At 64.9% G+C, this 14,517-nt stretch carries 13 protein-coding genes; 4 read left to right on the plus strand and 9 right to left on the minus strand.

Annotation, left to right across the window (positions count from 1 at the left end; genetic code table 11):
* Positions 1 to 56: 56 nt before the first annotated feature.
* The 4 genes from C8N34_RS00660 to C8N34_RS00675 form a co-directional block, all read right to left on the minus strand.
* Complete coding sequence (locus C8N34_RS00660) at positions 57 to 551, minus strand: Dps family protein (RefSeq protein WP_108126874.1); 495 nt, start codon at positions 549 to 551, stop codon at positions 57 to 59.
* A gap of 81 nt (positions 552 to 632) precedes the next feature.
* Positions 633 to 2,039, minus strand: coding sequence for an aminotransferase (locus C8N34_RS00665; protein WP_108126876.1), 1,407 nt, complete (start codon positions 2,037 to 2,039; stop codon positions 633 to 635).
* Positions 2,040 to 2,199: 160 nt separating this feature from the next.
* Positions 2,200 to 3,042 (minus strand): isocitrate lyase/PEP mutase family protein, encoded by an 843-nt coding sequence (locus tag C8N34_RS00670; RefSeq protein WP_108126878.1) that lies wholly within the window; start codon positions 3,040 to 3,042, stop codon positions 2,200 to 2,202.
* A 53-nt stretch (positions 3,043 to 3,095) separates the two neighbouring features.
* Complete coding sequence (locus C8N34_RS00675) at positions 3,096 to 4,259, minus strand: M20 aminoacylase family protein (protein ID WP_108126880.1); 1,164 nt, start codon at positions 4,257 to 4,259, stop codon at positions 3,096 to 3,098.
* Positions 4,260 to 4,387: 128 nt separating this feature from the next.
* Here C8N34_RS00675 and mazG point away from each other — a divergent pair, with 128 nt between their 5' ends.
* The 3 genes from mazG to C8N34_RS00690 all read left to right on the plus strand — a co-directional run bounded on the left by mazG (position 4,388) and on the right by C8N34_RS00690 (position 7,453).
* On the plus strand, positions 4,388 to 5,182 hold the full coding sequence (mazG, locus tag C8N34_RS00680; RefSeq protein WP_170120525.1) for a nucleoside triphosphate pyrophosphohydrolase: 795 nt from the start codon (positions 4,388 to 4,390) through the stop codon (positions 5,180 to 5,182).
* 126 nt (positions 5,183 to 5,308) lie between these two features.
* Complete coding sequence (locus C8N34_RS00685; protein ID WP_108126884.1) at positions 5,309 to 6,310, plus strand: Fe(3+) ABC transporter substrate-binding protein; 1,002 nt, start codon at positions 5,309 to 5,311, stop codon at positions 6,308 to 6,310.
* A 195-nt stretch (positions 6,311 to 6,505) separates the two neighbouring features.
* A complete protein-coding gene (locus C8N34_RS00690; RefSeq protein WP_108126886.1) occupies positions 6,506 to 7,453 on the plus strand; it encodes a nucleoside hydrolase in 948 nt (315 codons plus the stop codon).
* Here the strand turns inward: C8N34_RS00690 and C8N34_RS00695 are convergent.
* Positions 7,450 to 8,499 (minus strand): sensor histidine kinase, encoded by a 1,050-nt coding sequence (locus C8N34_RS00695; RefSeq protein ID WP_108127401.1) that lies wholly within the window; start codon positions 8,497 to 8,499, stop codon positions 7,450 to 7,452. The genes C8N34_RS00690 and C8N34_RS00695 overlap by 4 nt on opposite strands.
* Positions 8,500 to 8,579: 80 nt before the next feature.
* On the opposite strand from C8N34_RS00695, the gene C8N34_RS00700 reads away from it, so the two are divergent.
* On the plus strand, positions 8,580 to 8,945 hold the full coding sequence (locus tag C8N34_RS00700; protein WP_054303475.1) for a hypothetical protein: 366 nt from the start codon (positions 8,580 to 8,582) through the stop codon (positions 8,943 to 8,945).
* Here C8N34_RS00700 and iolB read toward each other — a convergent pair.
* From iolB to C8N34_RS00720, 4 genes are all read right to left on the minus strand, one after another.
* Complete coding sequence (gene iolB, locus C8N34_RS00705; protein WP_108126888.1) at positions 8,930 to 9,736, minus strand: 5-deoxy-glucuronate isomerase; 807 nt, start codon at positions 9,734 to 9,736, stop codon at positions 8,930 to 8,932. The two genes, C8N34_RS00700 and iolB, sit on opposite strands and share 16 nt — an antisense overlap.
* A 74-nt stretch (positions 9,737 to 9,810) precedes the next feature.
* Positions 9,811 to 10,707: a myo-inosose-2 dehydratase gene (gene iolE, locus C8N34_RS00710; protein ID WP_108126890.1), complete on the minus strand. Its 897-nt coding sequence runs from the start codon at positions 10,705 to 10,707 to the stop codon at positions 9,811 to 9,813.
* 10 nt (positions 10,708 to 10,717) lie between these two features.
* Positions 10,718 to 12,592, minus strand: a complete 1,875-nt coding sequence (gene iolD / locus C8N34_RS00715; protein WP_108126892.1) for a 3D-(3,5/4)-trihydroxycyclohexane-1,2-dione acylhydrolase (decyclizing) — start codon at positions 12,590 to 12,592, stop codon at positions 10,718 to 10,720.
* A complete protein-coding gene (locus tag C8N34_RS00720) occupies positions 12,589 to 14,496 on the minus strand; it encodes a bifunctional 5-dehydro-2-deoxygluconokinase/5-dehydro-2-deoxyphosphogluconate aldolase (RefSeq protein WP_108126894.1) in 1,908 nt (635 codons plus the stop codon). The genes iolD and C8N34_RS00720 overlap by 4 nt, the downstream gene beginning before the upstream one ends.
* Between the last annotated feature and the right edge of the window lie 21 nt (positions 14,497 to 14,517).

Below are 14,517 nucleotides of genomic sequence, written 5' to 3' on the forward strand. Positions count from 1 at the left end.
GGTGCGGCGAGATTGCCGCCCCGGTCGCCAAAGTCAAGCCTTGCGGCGGAATTTGATCATTTTGCAGTAGCGCGCAGCATCCAGGCTGCCTTTTCATGCGCAGCACAACGCCCGGTCAGCAGATCGGCTGTGACCGGGTCATTGCCCTTTTCAGCCGCCGCGATCACTTTGCGCATCCGCTTGGCCACCGCCTCGTGATCCGAGGCCAGATCCTCGATCATCTCATGTGCCGAGGGCAGCTTGGCCGGGTCGCTGATGATCGAGCCTTTGGCCATGGCATCCAGCTGGAACGGCGCCAGACGACCCAGCGCGCGCATCCGTTCGGCCAGATCATCGGCGGCCTGGAACAGGTCGTTATACTGTTCCTCGGTCAGCAGATGGATCGGATGGAACAGCGGCCCTTCCACATTCCAGTGATAGGCATGGGATTTGAACAACAGCCGGTAAGTATCGGCCACGGCCTGCGACAGGCCCTCGGAAATGGCCAGCACATTCACAACCCCGGTGTCGATCCGGTCGGCCTGCGGGACGGTGTCCAGAACATCGGTCATGGCAGTCTCCTTTCCTGATGGCCGGGGCGGGATGCCCCGGCGGTCAGTCAGGCAACGTGCATTGCCGCCTGCGGGTTCCGCTCAACCCAGTTTAACGCCTTCGCGCACCAGATCGTCGGCCACCTGCCGGATGGCACGCTCCAGCGTATCGCCCACCATCCCGACATCCTCGGCCGTCAGGGTCAGCGGCGGCGACATCACGTTCAGATGGCCCAGCGGGCGCACCATCAGGCCCATCGCCTCGCAGGTGTCGGCAATCCGGGTGCCCACGTCCAGATCCTCGGGCAGAAGCGCCCTGGTGGCCTTGTCGGCAACATTCTCGACGCAGATCATCAGCTTGCGGCCGCGCACCTGCCCGACCATGGGCAGCGCCTCCAGCGCCTTCATCCGCGCTTCGAACAGCGCACCCACGCGGGTGGCATTGCCCAGCAGGTCTTCCCGCTCGATGATCTCGATGTTCTTCAGCGCGGCGGCGCAGGCGACGGGATGGCCGGAATAGGTGCAGCCGCTGGTGAACCAGCGCGCGCCATCCGCCGCCATGGCCTGCCAGATCCGGTCGGAAAAGATCAGCGCGCCCAGCGGCAGATAACCCGAGGTCAGCCCCTTGGCGCAGGTGATCATGTCAGGCTGGATGCCGAATTCTGCCTCGCTGGCGAACCAGTGGCCCAGACGTCCGAAAGCGGTGACCACCTCATCGGCCACGAACAGGATGTCATGTTGGCGACAGATCGCGGCCATGCGTTGCAGATAGCCTTCGGGTGGCACGATCACCCCGCCCGAGGCCTGAATCGGCTCGGCGAAGAATCCGCCGACCTTCTCGGGGCCGATCTGGGCCAGTTTCGCCTCGAACTCCGCCACCAGCCAGTCGCAGAAGGCGGCCTCGTCCATGCCTTCCGGCGCGCGATAGGGGTTCGGCGCGGTCAGGTGATGGATGCCGGTTTCCTGATAGCGGAAGAATGGCACGCGGTCGCCGGGGCGCTTGCCCACCGATTGCGAGATATAGGTGGAGCCGTGATAGCTGTAATCCCGCGCGATCATCTGCGTCTTTTCGGGTCTCCCCATCGCGGTCTGATAGTAATGCACCATGCGATAGGCCGTATCGACAGCAGTGGAACCCGAGGTGGTGAAATGCACCCGGTTCAGATCGCCCGGCGCAAGGCTGGCAAGCTTCGCCGCCAGCAGCGCCGCCGGTTCGTTGGTCGTGTCAACGAAGGTGTTGGAAAAGGCGAGCCGCGTCACCTGATCGGCTATCGCCTCGGCCATCTCGCGTCGGCCAAGGCCGATATTGGTGCACCACATGCCGCCGATCGCGTCGAAATAGCGCCGCCCCCCGGCATCCCACAGCCAACAGCCCTCGCCCCGCGACATCACCAGCGCCCCCTTCTCCTCGAAGGGGCCAAAGTTGGTCCAGGGGTGCAGGTGATGGGCCTTGTCCATCGCCTGCACATCCTGTGGGCTGGGGCTATTGCGGGGAAAATCGGCGGTCATCACTCGCTCCGTTGCGGTTGGCGTCAGGAGCGACTGTAGCATTTTGATCAAAATTCGGCCAGCCGGAGCCACCTACCAAAGGCTGCGGTTGCATAGATATGGTGGCCTAAAGGTTGATCCACCACGACATGCCGAAGCCGCCCGCTTTAAAGCGATTCGGCTAGGCCAGCCGATCCGACAGGCGGCGATCCGACATCAGCGCCGAAACCTCCGCATCCGGCATCGCGGCAGCAGCATAGTCAAAGCAGCCCTCGCTCAGGATCTGTCTGGCAGCAGCCTGCACCGCGCCAAAGCCCGTGCGGAACAGTGACCCGCCCAGGCTGATGCGCTTCACCCCGGCCCCGGCCAGTTCCGCCACGGTAAAACGTGCCCCGGTCAAGCCCATCACCACATTGACCGGACGGTCGACCGACGCACAGACACTGCGGATTGCTGCCAGGTCACGCAGGCCCGGCGCGAACAGCACATCGGCGCCCGCCTCGGCAAAGGCTTGCAGCCGCGCGATGGTGTCATCCAGATCAGGGCGCCCCCACAGAAAGTTCTCGGCCCGCGCGGTCAGCAGAAAAGGCTGCCCCTGCACCGCCTCGGCAGCGGCGCGCACCCGTTCCACCGCATGTTCAAAGCGAAAGATCGGGTCGGTGGCGTCACCGGTCGCATCTTCGATGGAACCGCCCGCCAGACCCACAGCAAGCGCCAGACGCAGGGTTTCGGCGCAATCCTCCGGCGCCGGACCAAAGCCATCCTCCAGATCGGCGCTGACCGGCAGGTCGGTCGCCGCCACGATTTCGGCCGCATTCTGCAAAACGCCCCGGCGGCCAAGCGCCCCGGCGGAATCGCGCAGGCCTTGGGCATAGGCATGGCCCGCGCTGGTGGTCGCAAGGGCCGCAAACCCCGCAGTTGTCAGCAGACGGGCCGAGCCTGCATCCCAGGCATTTGCCACCACAAAAGCGCCGGGCGCCTGATGCAGCGCCCGGAACCGTTCAAACTTTGCCGGTTGGTCCATGTGAAATCTCCCTTTTCAGGAAGTCTGGGCCAACCGGAACAAAATGGAAACACCTATTTCGCAGGCAGCGCGGTTTCCACCAGCCGGGCGAAGAAGCTGGCCCCGACCGGCGCCGCCTCGTCGTTGAAATCAAAGGCCGGGTGATGCAGCCCCGCGCCCGGTCCGGTTCCGAGGAACAGATAGGCGCCTGGCCGCGCCTCCAGCATATAGCTGAAATCCTCGGACCCCATCTCGCGCCCGGCCTCGGCATTCACCAAAGCAGGGCCGACGACCTCGCGCGCGACCGAGGCCGCGAAATCGGCCTGATCGGCATGGTTGATCGTGGGCGGATAGCCCCAGTCATAATCAATCCGCGCGGCGACATTGAATGCAGCGGCATGCCCTTCGATGATCTCGTAGATCCGTTTTTTCAGCAGCGCCCGCACCTCGGGTTTGAAGCAGCGGATGGTGGCGGCAAACATCGCCTCTTCCGGCACGATATTGCTCGCCGTCCCGGCATGGATCATGGTGACGGACAGCACCGCCTCATCCATCGCAAAGATATTGCGCGACAGGATGGTCTGCAACCCCTGTACCATGGAAACCACGGCCGGAATCGGGTCGATGCATTCATGCGGGGTAGCCGCATGGCCGCCGCGCCCGGTGACATGGACGACGGCAGTATCGACCGAGGCCATCAGCGCCCCGCGTGTGGTCTGGAACTGGCCGAAGGGCAGACCCGGCGCATTGTGGATGCCATAGACCTCGGCGATGTCGAAAGTGTCCATCACCCCTTCCTGCACCATGACATTGCCGCCGCCGCCATCCTCCTCGGCCGGCTGGAACAACAACGCCACCCGCCCCGAAAACCGCCGCGTCTCGCACAGGTATTTTGCCGCGCCCAGCAGCATGGTCACATGGCCATCATGGCCGCAGGCATGCATCTTGCCCGGCACTTTCGAGGCATATTCCGCCCCGGTCGCCTCGTCGATGGGCAGCGCATCCATATCGGCGCGCAGCCCGATGGTCCGACCGGCCCCCTGCCCGTTGATGATGGCCACGACACCGGAGGTCGCGATCCCTTCGTGGATTTCATCCACCCCCATCTCGCGCAGGCGCTCCACGATGAAGGCCGCCGTCTGGTAGCACTGGAATTCCAGTTCGGGATACTGGTGCAGATGCCTCCGCCATCCCTTCATCTCTTCGGCGAAATCGGCGATGCGGTTCAGGACTGGCATGAGGTGGACTCCCGGCACGTTTCAGGTCTAAGCCCGGAGGGAAGCCGAAAACCGGAGCCTCCGCAATGCCCAAGCGTCCCCTGCCCCGATCCGAAAGCGACGCCCTCGTGCATGACGCCACGGCAGGCATGCCCCGCCTGCTGGAGATCATGGCCCGCTTGCGTGCACCTGACGGCTGCCCATGGGACCGCGAACAAGACTTTACCACCATCGCCCCCTATACGCTGGAAGAGGCGCATGAGGTCGCCGATGCCATCGCGCGCGAGGCATGGGACGAGCTGCGTCTTGAACTGGGAGATCTGCTGTTCCAGTCGGTCTATCACGCGCAACTGGCGGAAGACGCGGGGCTTTTCGCCTTCGAGGATGTGGTTTCGGCGATTTCCGACAAGATGGTTGCCCGGCATCCCCATGTCTTTGGCGACGAAAGCAACGCGAAAAGCGCCGAACAGCAGACGGCGGATTGGGAACGGGTCAAGGCCGCCGAACGCGGCCCGGCCCGCACACTGGACGGTGTGGCCATGGCACTTCCGGCGCTGACGCGGGCGGTGAAGCTGCAAAAGCGCGCGGCGCGGGTAGGGTTTGACTGGCCCTCGACCGCCGAGGTCGTCGACAAGATCGTCGAGGAGGCGCAGGAGCTGACCGAGGCCCGCGACCGGCTGACCGAGGCCGAGGTCTTCGAGGAATTCGGCGATCTGATGTTCGTCGTCGCCAATCTGGCGCGGCACCTGAAGATCGACCCTGAGGCCGCGCTGCGCGCCGCCAATGCCAAATTCACCCGCCGCTTTGGCCGGATCGAGAATTGGCTGGCCGAGTCAGGCCGCAGCCCCGCCGACAGCGACCTCGCGGAAATGGACGCGCTGTGGAACCGGGCCAAGGCGGAGGAAAAGGCAAGAGGCGAGAGGCAGACGCCAAATTCGGCGTGAACGAATATGCAAATTTCTTCCCGAAGAAATTTGCCCGCTCAATTCCGACTCGTTCAGTCAGGCATTGACCCAAGTGAAAGACTCGGGTTATCACGGCGCCAGAATTTTTGACAAAAGAGGTCAACAATGAAGCGCGCCCTGCTGGCACTCGCCCTCTGCTCGACGGCCCTTCCCGTCTTCGCGGACGAAGTGAACATCTATTCGCACCGTCAGCCCGAACTGATCCAGCCGCTGCTGGACGCCTTCACCGCCGAGACCGGCATCGAAACCAACGTGGCCTTCGTGGACAAGGGCATGGTGGAACGTCTGGTGGCCGAGGGCGACCGCTCGCCCGCCGATCTGGTGCTGACCGTTGACATCGCCCGGCTGAGCCAGGTGGTCGAGGCCGGTGTGACCCAGGCCGTCCAGTCCGACGTTCTGAATGCCAATATCCCGGCCGAGTTCCGCGACAAGGATAATCACTGGTTCGGCCTGACCAGCCGCGCCCGCATCGTATATGCCTCGAAAGAGCGCGTGAAGGACGGCGAGGTCACCACTTACGAGGATCTGGCCGATCCGAAGTGGAAGGGCCGCATCTGCTCGCGCTCGGGGACGAATGATTACAACATTGCGCTGCTGTCGGCCTATATCGCCCACCACGGCAGCGAAGCCGCGACGCAATGGGCCGAAGGTCTGAAGGCCAATCTGGCGCGCAAGCCCACGGGCAATGACCGCGATCAGGTCAAGGGCATCTGGGCCGGCGAATGCGACATCTCGATCGGCAATACCTATTACATGGGACAGATGCTGGCCGACCCGGAGCAGCAGGAATGGGCCAATTCCGTTCGCATCGTCTTCCCGGTGTTTGAAGGCGGCGCCACGCATATGAACATCTCGGGCGTTGCCATGACCAAGGCCGCCCCGAACCATGATGCGGCTCTGAAGCTGATGGAATGGCTGTCGTCGGACGAGGCGCAGCGCATCTATGCAGAAACCAACAACGAATTCCCGGTGAAGCCGGGTGTGCCTGCGTCGGAACTGGTGGCAAGCTGGGGCACCTTCACCCCCGATGGCCTGTCGCTGGCCGATATCGCCGGGCACCGCGCCGAGGCGCTGAAGATCATGGAACAGGTCGATTTCGACGGCTGATCCCGGATCCTGCTCCGGCACGGCAGACGGGCGCCTCTGGCGCCCGTTTTTACTATATGGTCAAATGTCCGCTGCCGGAATAAACCTTGCAGACCACTGACATGCCAGGCAGGATCGCCGATAAACTCCGGGTTGAACGTGCAACTCCGGCCCTGCTATGCCAGCGTGTCCGACAGAGTCGCACAGGAGAGACCGATGCCTCAAGGCCCGCGCAAGATCATCATCGACACCGATCCGGGGCAGGACGATGCCGTGGCGATCCTGCTGGCGCTTGCCAGCCCCGAAGAGGTGGAGGTTCTGGGCATCTGCGCCGTGGCGGGCAATGTGCCGCTGGCGCTGACCGCCCGCAATGCGCGCATCGTCTGTGAACTTGCGGGCCAGCCCGGCGTGAAGGTCTTTGCGGGTTGCGACCGGCCGCTCAGCCGCAAACTGGTGACGGCGGAATATGTGCATGGGGCGACCGGGCTGGACGGGCCGCAACTGCCCGATCCCGTGATGAAATTGCAAGACCGGCATGCCGTCGATTTCATCATCGAGACGCTGCGGGCCGAACCCGCGGGAACCGTCACGCTTTGCCCGCTGGGGCCGCTGACCAATATCGCCACCGCCCTGCAACGCGCGCCCGACATCGCCTCGCGCATTCAGGAAATCGTGCTGATGGGCGGCGCCTATTTCGAGGTGGGCAATGTTACCCCGGCGGCGGAGTTCAACATCTATGTCGACCCGCAGGCGGCGGATATCGTGTTCCGCTCCGGCGTGCCGCTGGTGGTGATGCCGCTCGATGTGACCCATAAGGCGCTGACCACCCGCCCCCGGATCGAGGCCTTCCGCGCCATGGGCACCAAACCGGGCCGCATGGTGGCGGAATGGACCGACTTTTTCGAACGTTTCGACGTGCAGAAGTATGGCAGCGAAGGCGCCCCGCTGCATGACCCCTGCGTCATCGCCTGGCTGATGCGGCCCGAGTTGTTCACCGGGCGGCACATCAATGTCGAGATCGAAACGCAGTCCGAACTGACACTGGGCATGACCGTCGCCGACTGGTGGGGCGTGACCGACCGCAAGCCCAATGCACTGTTCATCGGGGATCTGGATGCCGACGGTTTCTATGCGCTGCTGACCGAGCGCATCGCCCGGCTTTAACCCAGCGGCAGAACCACGGTGAAGGTGCTGCCCTGCCCTTTTTCACTTTCGATGCGCAGCCGTCCGCGATGACGGTTGACGATATGCTTGACGATGGCCAGCCCCAGCCCGGTGCCCCCTTTCTCGCGCGAGCGGTGGGTATCGACCCGGTAGAACCGTTCGGTCAGGCGCGGCAGATGCTGCGCCTCGATCCCTTCGCCCCTGTCGCGCACCGCCACCGAGACCGCACCGCCCGGCGATCCGGGCAAAGCCGCCTCGCGGCCGATGCTGACGGTGACCAGCTTGCCGGGCGTGCCGTATTTCACCGCATTCTCGACGAGATTGTGAAACACCTGGGTCAACTGGTCCGCATCGGCCCTCAGCTTCACCGGCGCCGCGCCGCCGGTCAGTTCCAGCGTCACCCCCGCCTGTTCGGCCATCGGGCGCAGCGTCGTCAGCACGCTGGCCAAAAGACCCGACAGATCGACCACGCCCTCGGGCCGCATACGCTCCTGCGATTCCACCCGGCTGAGCGACAGAAGATCGCGCACCAGCCGGGTCATCCGTTCGGCCTCGCGCGACATGATGCCCAGAAACCGCTCGCGGGCATTGGCGTCGTTCTTCGCCGGACCTTGAAGGGTTTCGATGAACCCCAGCAGCGCGGTCAGCGGCGTGCGCAGCTCGTGGCTGACATTGGCCACGAAATCCCGCCGCAACTGGCCGATCAGCTCCTGTTCCGTCACGTCGAAGAAACTGCACAGCGCCCCGCCTCCCGGCGTCGGGCCGACGGTGATGTCATAGACCACCTCATGCGCGCTGGGGCTGAGATTGCAGCGCAGATGCTGTTTCTCGCCGCCGTGCATGACTTCTTCGATCGCGGCCACCAGCGCCGGCTGGCGCAGGCTCAGCCCGAAATGCCGCCCGACGGCCTGTGGCCCCAGAAGGACCACCGCCCGCGCATTGGCCACACCGATCCGCATGTCGGGGCCGACATGCAGCATCGGCAGGGGCACCGCCTGCATGAAAGCCTCGCGTTCCGCCACGATCCGCGCCGTTTCACCATCCATGTCCTGCATCCGCTCGGGCCTCCCGGGTTGAGGCAGGCTTACCGCCCTCCTGCCCTTGCCGCAACAGGAAGCCCTGCCCGATGACCGAACACCCGCCCGATCCCCCGCAGAATGTGCTGGTCATCGACTGCCCCGAGGCCATGCGGATCGCCGAAAACCTGGAGCCGCCGCCGATGGTCATTTCCATCGCCTTCCGCCAGCTCAGCCGCACGCTGCTGGAGGTTGTTGCCCCGGATTGCGTCGCCCTGCCGCTGCTGGGCAGCGGTTTTGACGCGGTGCAGGTGATCGAGCGCCTGCGGACCTTCGGCTACACCGGCCGGATCTGCGCCATCGCGCCGGACCTGCCCGATGCTGCCCTTGTCGCGGCAGAACTGACCGCGCTGGCCGACGGCCTTCCGGTTCATGTGATCACGCCGGGGCAATACCCCGGTTACAGGTCGCGCTGATAGATCCAGTCATGATCCGGGTCGTTCCGGAACCGCCATTTGCGCAGCGGCCCGGCCATGACGTTGAGGTAATACATCTCATAGCCATAGGGCACGCCGCAGGGATGATGCCCCTTCGGGACCAGCGTGACATCATGGTTCCGCACCGCCATGGTCTCGTCCAGGCTGCCATCCTCGGTATAGACCCGCTGCACGCCGAAGCCCTGCGCCGGGTTCAGCCGCATGTAATAGGTCTCCTCCAGATAGGTCATTCGGGGGAAATCATCCTCGTCATGGCGATGACTGGGATAGCTTGACCAGTTACCGGCGGGGGTGAAAACCTCGGTCACCAGCAGGCTGTCAGCGACCTCCTGCATCTCCATCGCGATGTTGTTGACGAAACGCGTGTTGGCACCCTTGCCGCGCGGGGTCAGCGTGATGCCGTCAGGCCCCAGCCGCCGCACCGGATGACCACCCTTGCCCGGCGCGGAACAGACTGCCAGCGTGCAGGAGGTGGTGGCCTCCGCCGACCAGTTGCTGCCGTTCGGCACATAAAGGCAATGCGGCGGCGTCTTCTCGAAAACATCCATCCTCTCGCCCATTTCACCGAAGGCAATACCGGCGGCCGTCAGCCGGGCCCTGCCCTCGACCAGCACAAGGATGACTTCACGCGTGCCCGTCGTCTCGGCCACGCGGTCCCCCGGCTCAAGGCGATAGAGACCGAAGCCCACATAGCCCCAGCCCGCGCTGTCGGGGGTCACGTCATGCACCTTGCCGCGTGTACCCTGCGGCCGCACCAGAAGATCGCCCATCCTTCGCCCCTTCATCTGTTCCAAAATATCCTCGGGGGTACGGGGGGGCAGACAGCCCCCCGTCTTCGTCCCCCTCACATCAGCCCGCTGGCCCGCGCCAGCCGTTTCAGCGTCGCGAGGCCCAGCGTCTGATACATCAGCGGATTGCAGCGCCTCGGGTCCTGCTCCGCCTCGATCACGATCCAGCCGTCATATCCGGCGGCCTTGAGTATCCGCATCAGAGGCGCGAAATCCACCCCGCCTTCCTGATCCCCCGGCACCGTGAAGGCGCCCGCCCGCACCGCCTGCAGAAAGCTCATCTCCTCCGTCCGGGCCCGGTGCACCACATCGGGACGGATGTTCTTGGCATGGAAATGCCGGACCCGGCCGATATGGCGGCGCAACACCGCCTCTGGGTCGCCACCGCCAAAAGCGCAATGCCCGGCATCGAACAAAAGCTGCACATGCGGCCCCGTCGCCGTCATAAGCGCGTCGATGTCTTCCGGCGTTTCAATGATCGTGCCCATGTGGTGATGATAGACCAGCGTTACCCCTTCGCCCGCCAGATAAGCCGCGAAAGCCTCCAGCCGCGCCCCGAAGGCGCGCATCCCGGCCGCGGACAGCATGGGCCTCTCGCGCATTGGCCGGTCCGCCTCGCAATGGATCGCGTTCGAGGTTTCGCAGACGATGCAGACCTTGCAGCCATTGTGCTTGAGCTTTGCCAGATGGCCCTGCACCGCCGCGATTTCCTCGGCCACCGTGCGGGTCAGCAGTTCCGAGGAATACCAGCCCGAGACGAAGCGCAGCCCGTATCCGGCAAGCAACGCGCGCAGGGCCTCGGGGTCATCGGGCCAGCGATGTCCGTTCTCGATCCCGTCAAAGCCGATCTGGCGTCCGGCCTCGTCAAGGATCAGGGCGGTTGGAATATGCGCGCCGATGCTGGGATCGTAGTCATTGGCCCAGGCGATCGGATTGGTGCCAAAGCGGATCATGGCTGCGCCCTCAGTTCGTCAGCCGCGCGCGGGCGGTGTTGGCGATGTAGCGCTCATAGGCCTCCCGCATCGTGTCACGGTCGCCCACTGCGGGAACCGCCACTTCCCAGAAATGACCGTGCGGGCCCGCGGCTGTCTCGATGCCGGTGCCCGGAAAATCACGGGCGGTGGTCTCGATCACGATGACGGTGGGTTTCTGCCGGCCCCGTGCCTCGCGGATGGCGCGCTGCAAGCCTGCCAGACCCGCCACCTTCACCGCATGTGCCCCCATCGAGGCCGCATGGGCCGCATAGTCGATCCGGGGCTGATCCTCGATCAGGCAGTCCTCGTAAAGATTGTTAAAGGCCGCCCCGCCACAGCCCAGAGTTTGCAGCCGGTTGATACAGCCATATCCCCGGTTGTCGGTCAGGACCACGGTAAAGGGGATGCGCCGCATCACCGCCGTGGCCAGTTCGGCATTGGCCATCATGTAACTGCCATCGCCCACGAAACAGATCACCTCGCGCGCAGGCTGCGCCAGTTTGAGCCCCATGGCCCCGGCCAGTTCATACCCCATGCAGGAATATCCGTATTCCATGTGATAGCCGCCCGGCGCCGCCTGCCACAGCAGCTTCAGCGCGCCCGGCATGGTTCCGGCGGCGCAAAGGGCGATGGTCGCCTCCGTACTGACCGCCTGCACGGCACCGATCACCTGGGCGTCACTGGGCAGCGCATCCTCCGCCACCGGGGCGCTGCAATGGGCATCGACCGCCCGCAGCCAATCGGCCCGCGCCGCGGCGTCGACCCCGGCGCAATAGCCGTCCAGCAACGGCGACAGCGCCTCCAGTGCGATCCTGGCATCGGCCACAAGGCTCAGGGCGCCATGCTTGGCCGCGTCATAGCCATGGACGTTGATCGAAACCAGCCGCGCATCCGGCGCGAACAGCGTGCGTGAGCCGGTGGTGAAATCCTGCAAGCGCGTGCCAATGCCAATCACCAGATCCGCCGCGCGCAACGCCGCGTTGGCGGCGGCAGAGCCATCGACGCCCGCTGCACCAAAGTTCATCGGATGGGCCTGCGCCAGCGCCGACTTGCCCGCCTGCGTCTCGGTCACCGCAATCCCATGGCGGCTGGCGAAAGCCGCCAGCACGGCCTCGGCGCCGGAATAGATCACCCCGCCCCCGCAAAGGATTAACGGACGCTCTGCCGCCCGGATCTGCGCCGAAACCTCTGCAAGCTCTCGGGCATCCGGGGCCGGACGCCGGATGTGCCAGACCTTCGGCGCAAAGAAGGCCTCCGGCCAGTCAAAGGCCTCGGCCTGCACATCCTGGCAGAACGCCAGGCAAACCGGGCCGCAATCCGCCGGATCGGTCATCACCCGCAAGGCACGGGGCAAGGCGGTCAACAGGTGTTCGGGCCGCTGGATGCGGTCGAAATAGCGCACCACCGGGCGAAAACAGTCATTCGCGCTGACCGTGCCGTCGTCGAAATCCTCGACCTGCTGCAAGACCGGATCGGGGCGGCGACTGGCAAAGACATCCCCCGCGATGAACAGGACCGGCAGGCGGTTCACATGCGCCATGGCCGCCGCCGTGACCATGTTGGTCGCCCCCGGCCCGATGGACGAGGTAACGGCATGGGCCTGACGCCGTGCCCGTCCCTTGGCGAAGGCGATGGCGGCATGGGCCATGGTCTGTTCGTTCTGTCCCCGCCAGGTCGGAAACGGCGTATTGCCGCAAAGCTGCCCGTGCAGGCCCTGGTGCAATGCCTCGCCCAGCCCAGCCACATTGCCATGGCCGAAGATCGCCCAGCAGCCTTCGATGAAACGTTCGCCCTCGGCGGTCATCTGGACCGACAGCCATTTCACCATGGCCTGCGCGGCGGTCAGCCGGATGGTCTGTGTCATGCTCCCGCTCCGTTCTGCGCACGCGCGCTGTCCCAGACCTGACAAAGACCCTGATACCGGGCCACCATCGCCGCAATCGCTTCGGCATCGCCGATCTCGCCCCGGAGCCAGCGCCGGGCGGCATCGGCAAAAATGGTGCGACCCACGGCGAAACCGCGCACCAGATCGTGCCGCGCCGCAAGGGCAAAGCTCTCGGCAAGCTGGTCTGCCGGGGCATCCAGACCCAGGACGACAATGCCGCGCACATGCGGGTCATTTTCCGTGATCGCTGCGCAGGCCTTTTCCCAGGCGACGGCAGAGGTGAAGGGTTCCAGCTTCCACCAGTCAGGATAGATCCCGATCTCGTAAAACCGCCGGATCAGCCGGGCCGAGGTGTCATCTTCCACCGGCCCCACCTTGGAGGGAATGATTTCCAGCAACATTTCCAGACGGTTGCGGCGGCAGGCGTGGAACAGACGCGTCACCGTCGCCTCCTGTTCCGCGCGCGTCTCGGGCGGATCATCAGGGTGGCAGAAGCACAGAACCTTCACCACCTGCTCCAGCGGCCATTCCGAAAGCCCGCCGTAATCCGGTCCGATCTCGGGCTCCAGTTCCAGCGGCCGCGAGCCCGGCCATTCCACCGGACGCCCGATCCACAGCCCCGAACCGGCAGCCGCGTAAAGCGCCTGTCGCCCCAGACGGCCATCGCAGAGGATGCCATAGCCGGGCCTACCGGCCTGAACGCCTTTCGCCGCTTCCAGACACAAGAGCTTGAACGCGCCTATCTTTTCGGGCGTCGCGCCATCCATCGCCTCCATCTGCATCCGGTGGTCGAAGGCGAAGACCCGCATGGTGGACCAGTCGCCATGGCGATTGGTCGCCCAGTGCACCTGCTCCAGCGCCGCATCCTTGCGCAGCGCCTTTTCCCGCACCCCGCGGCTGAGGAAGTAATTCATCTCCTCAAGGCTTGGGTAGGCCGGGGTGCAGCCATGGCGGCTGACGGCAAAGGCCCCGCAGGCATTGGCGTACTTCAGCGCGACCGGCCAGCTTTCGCCATCCAGCCAACCCTTCAGCAGACCCGACATGAAGCCGTCGCCCGCCCCGAGCACATTGAATACCTCGATGGGGAATCCGGGGCCGGTTTCGCCGTCCTCCAGTTTATCAGGAATGGCGCCGGTGAAGGCCACCGCCCCAGCCGCCCCGCGCTTGCAGACCAGAACTGCGCCCGAAACCGCCCGCACGGCCCGGAGCGCTGCCACCGTGTCGGTACTGCCACCCGCGATGTGAAACTCCTCTTCCGTTCCGACGATCAGGTCGAACAGATGCAGCGTGGATTGCAGCTTCGCCGTCACCGCCGCACTGGCGATGAAGCGGTTCTCGCCATCGCCATGCCCGGACAGACCCCAGAGATTCGGGCGATAGTCGATATCCAGCGCGGTCTGCGCGCCGCTTTCGCGCGCCAGATGCAGCGCCTTCAGGACCGCTGCCTCGGTCCGGGAATGGCTCAGATGCGTGCCGGTCGCCACAACGGCGCGCGCCTCAGCGATGAAGGACGGGTCAATATCATCTTCGCACAGCGCCATATCGGCACAGTTCTCGCGGTAGAAGATCAGGGGGAACTGGCAGTCATCGCGGATGCCCAGCAGAACGAGCGCGGTCAGCCGCTGGGGATCTGTCTTCACCCCGCGCACATCGACACCCTCGCGCGCCAGTTCCTCGCGGATGAAGCGCCCCATGTGTTCGTCGCCGACACGCGTGATCAATGCCGATTTCAGCCCCAGACGCGCGGTGCCTGCCGCCATATTGCAGGGGCTGCCACCGATGTATTTCTGGAACGATCCCATGTCCTCCAGCCGGCCACCCACCTGCGCGCCGTAAAGGTCGACCGACGACCGGCCAATGGTGATCACATCCAGCGTCTTCATCCGCCCCTCCCTGCCTGCCGC

It is taken from the genome of Gemmobacter caeni, assembly GCF_003054195.1.
Lineage (GTDB): Bacteria > Pseudomonadota > Alphaproteobacteria > Rhodobacterales > Rhodobacteraceae > Gemmobacter > Gemmobacter caeni.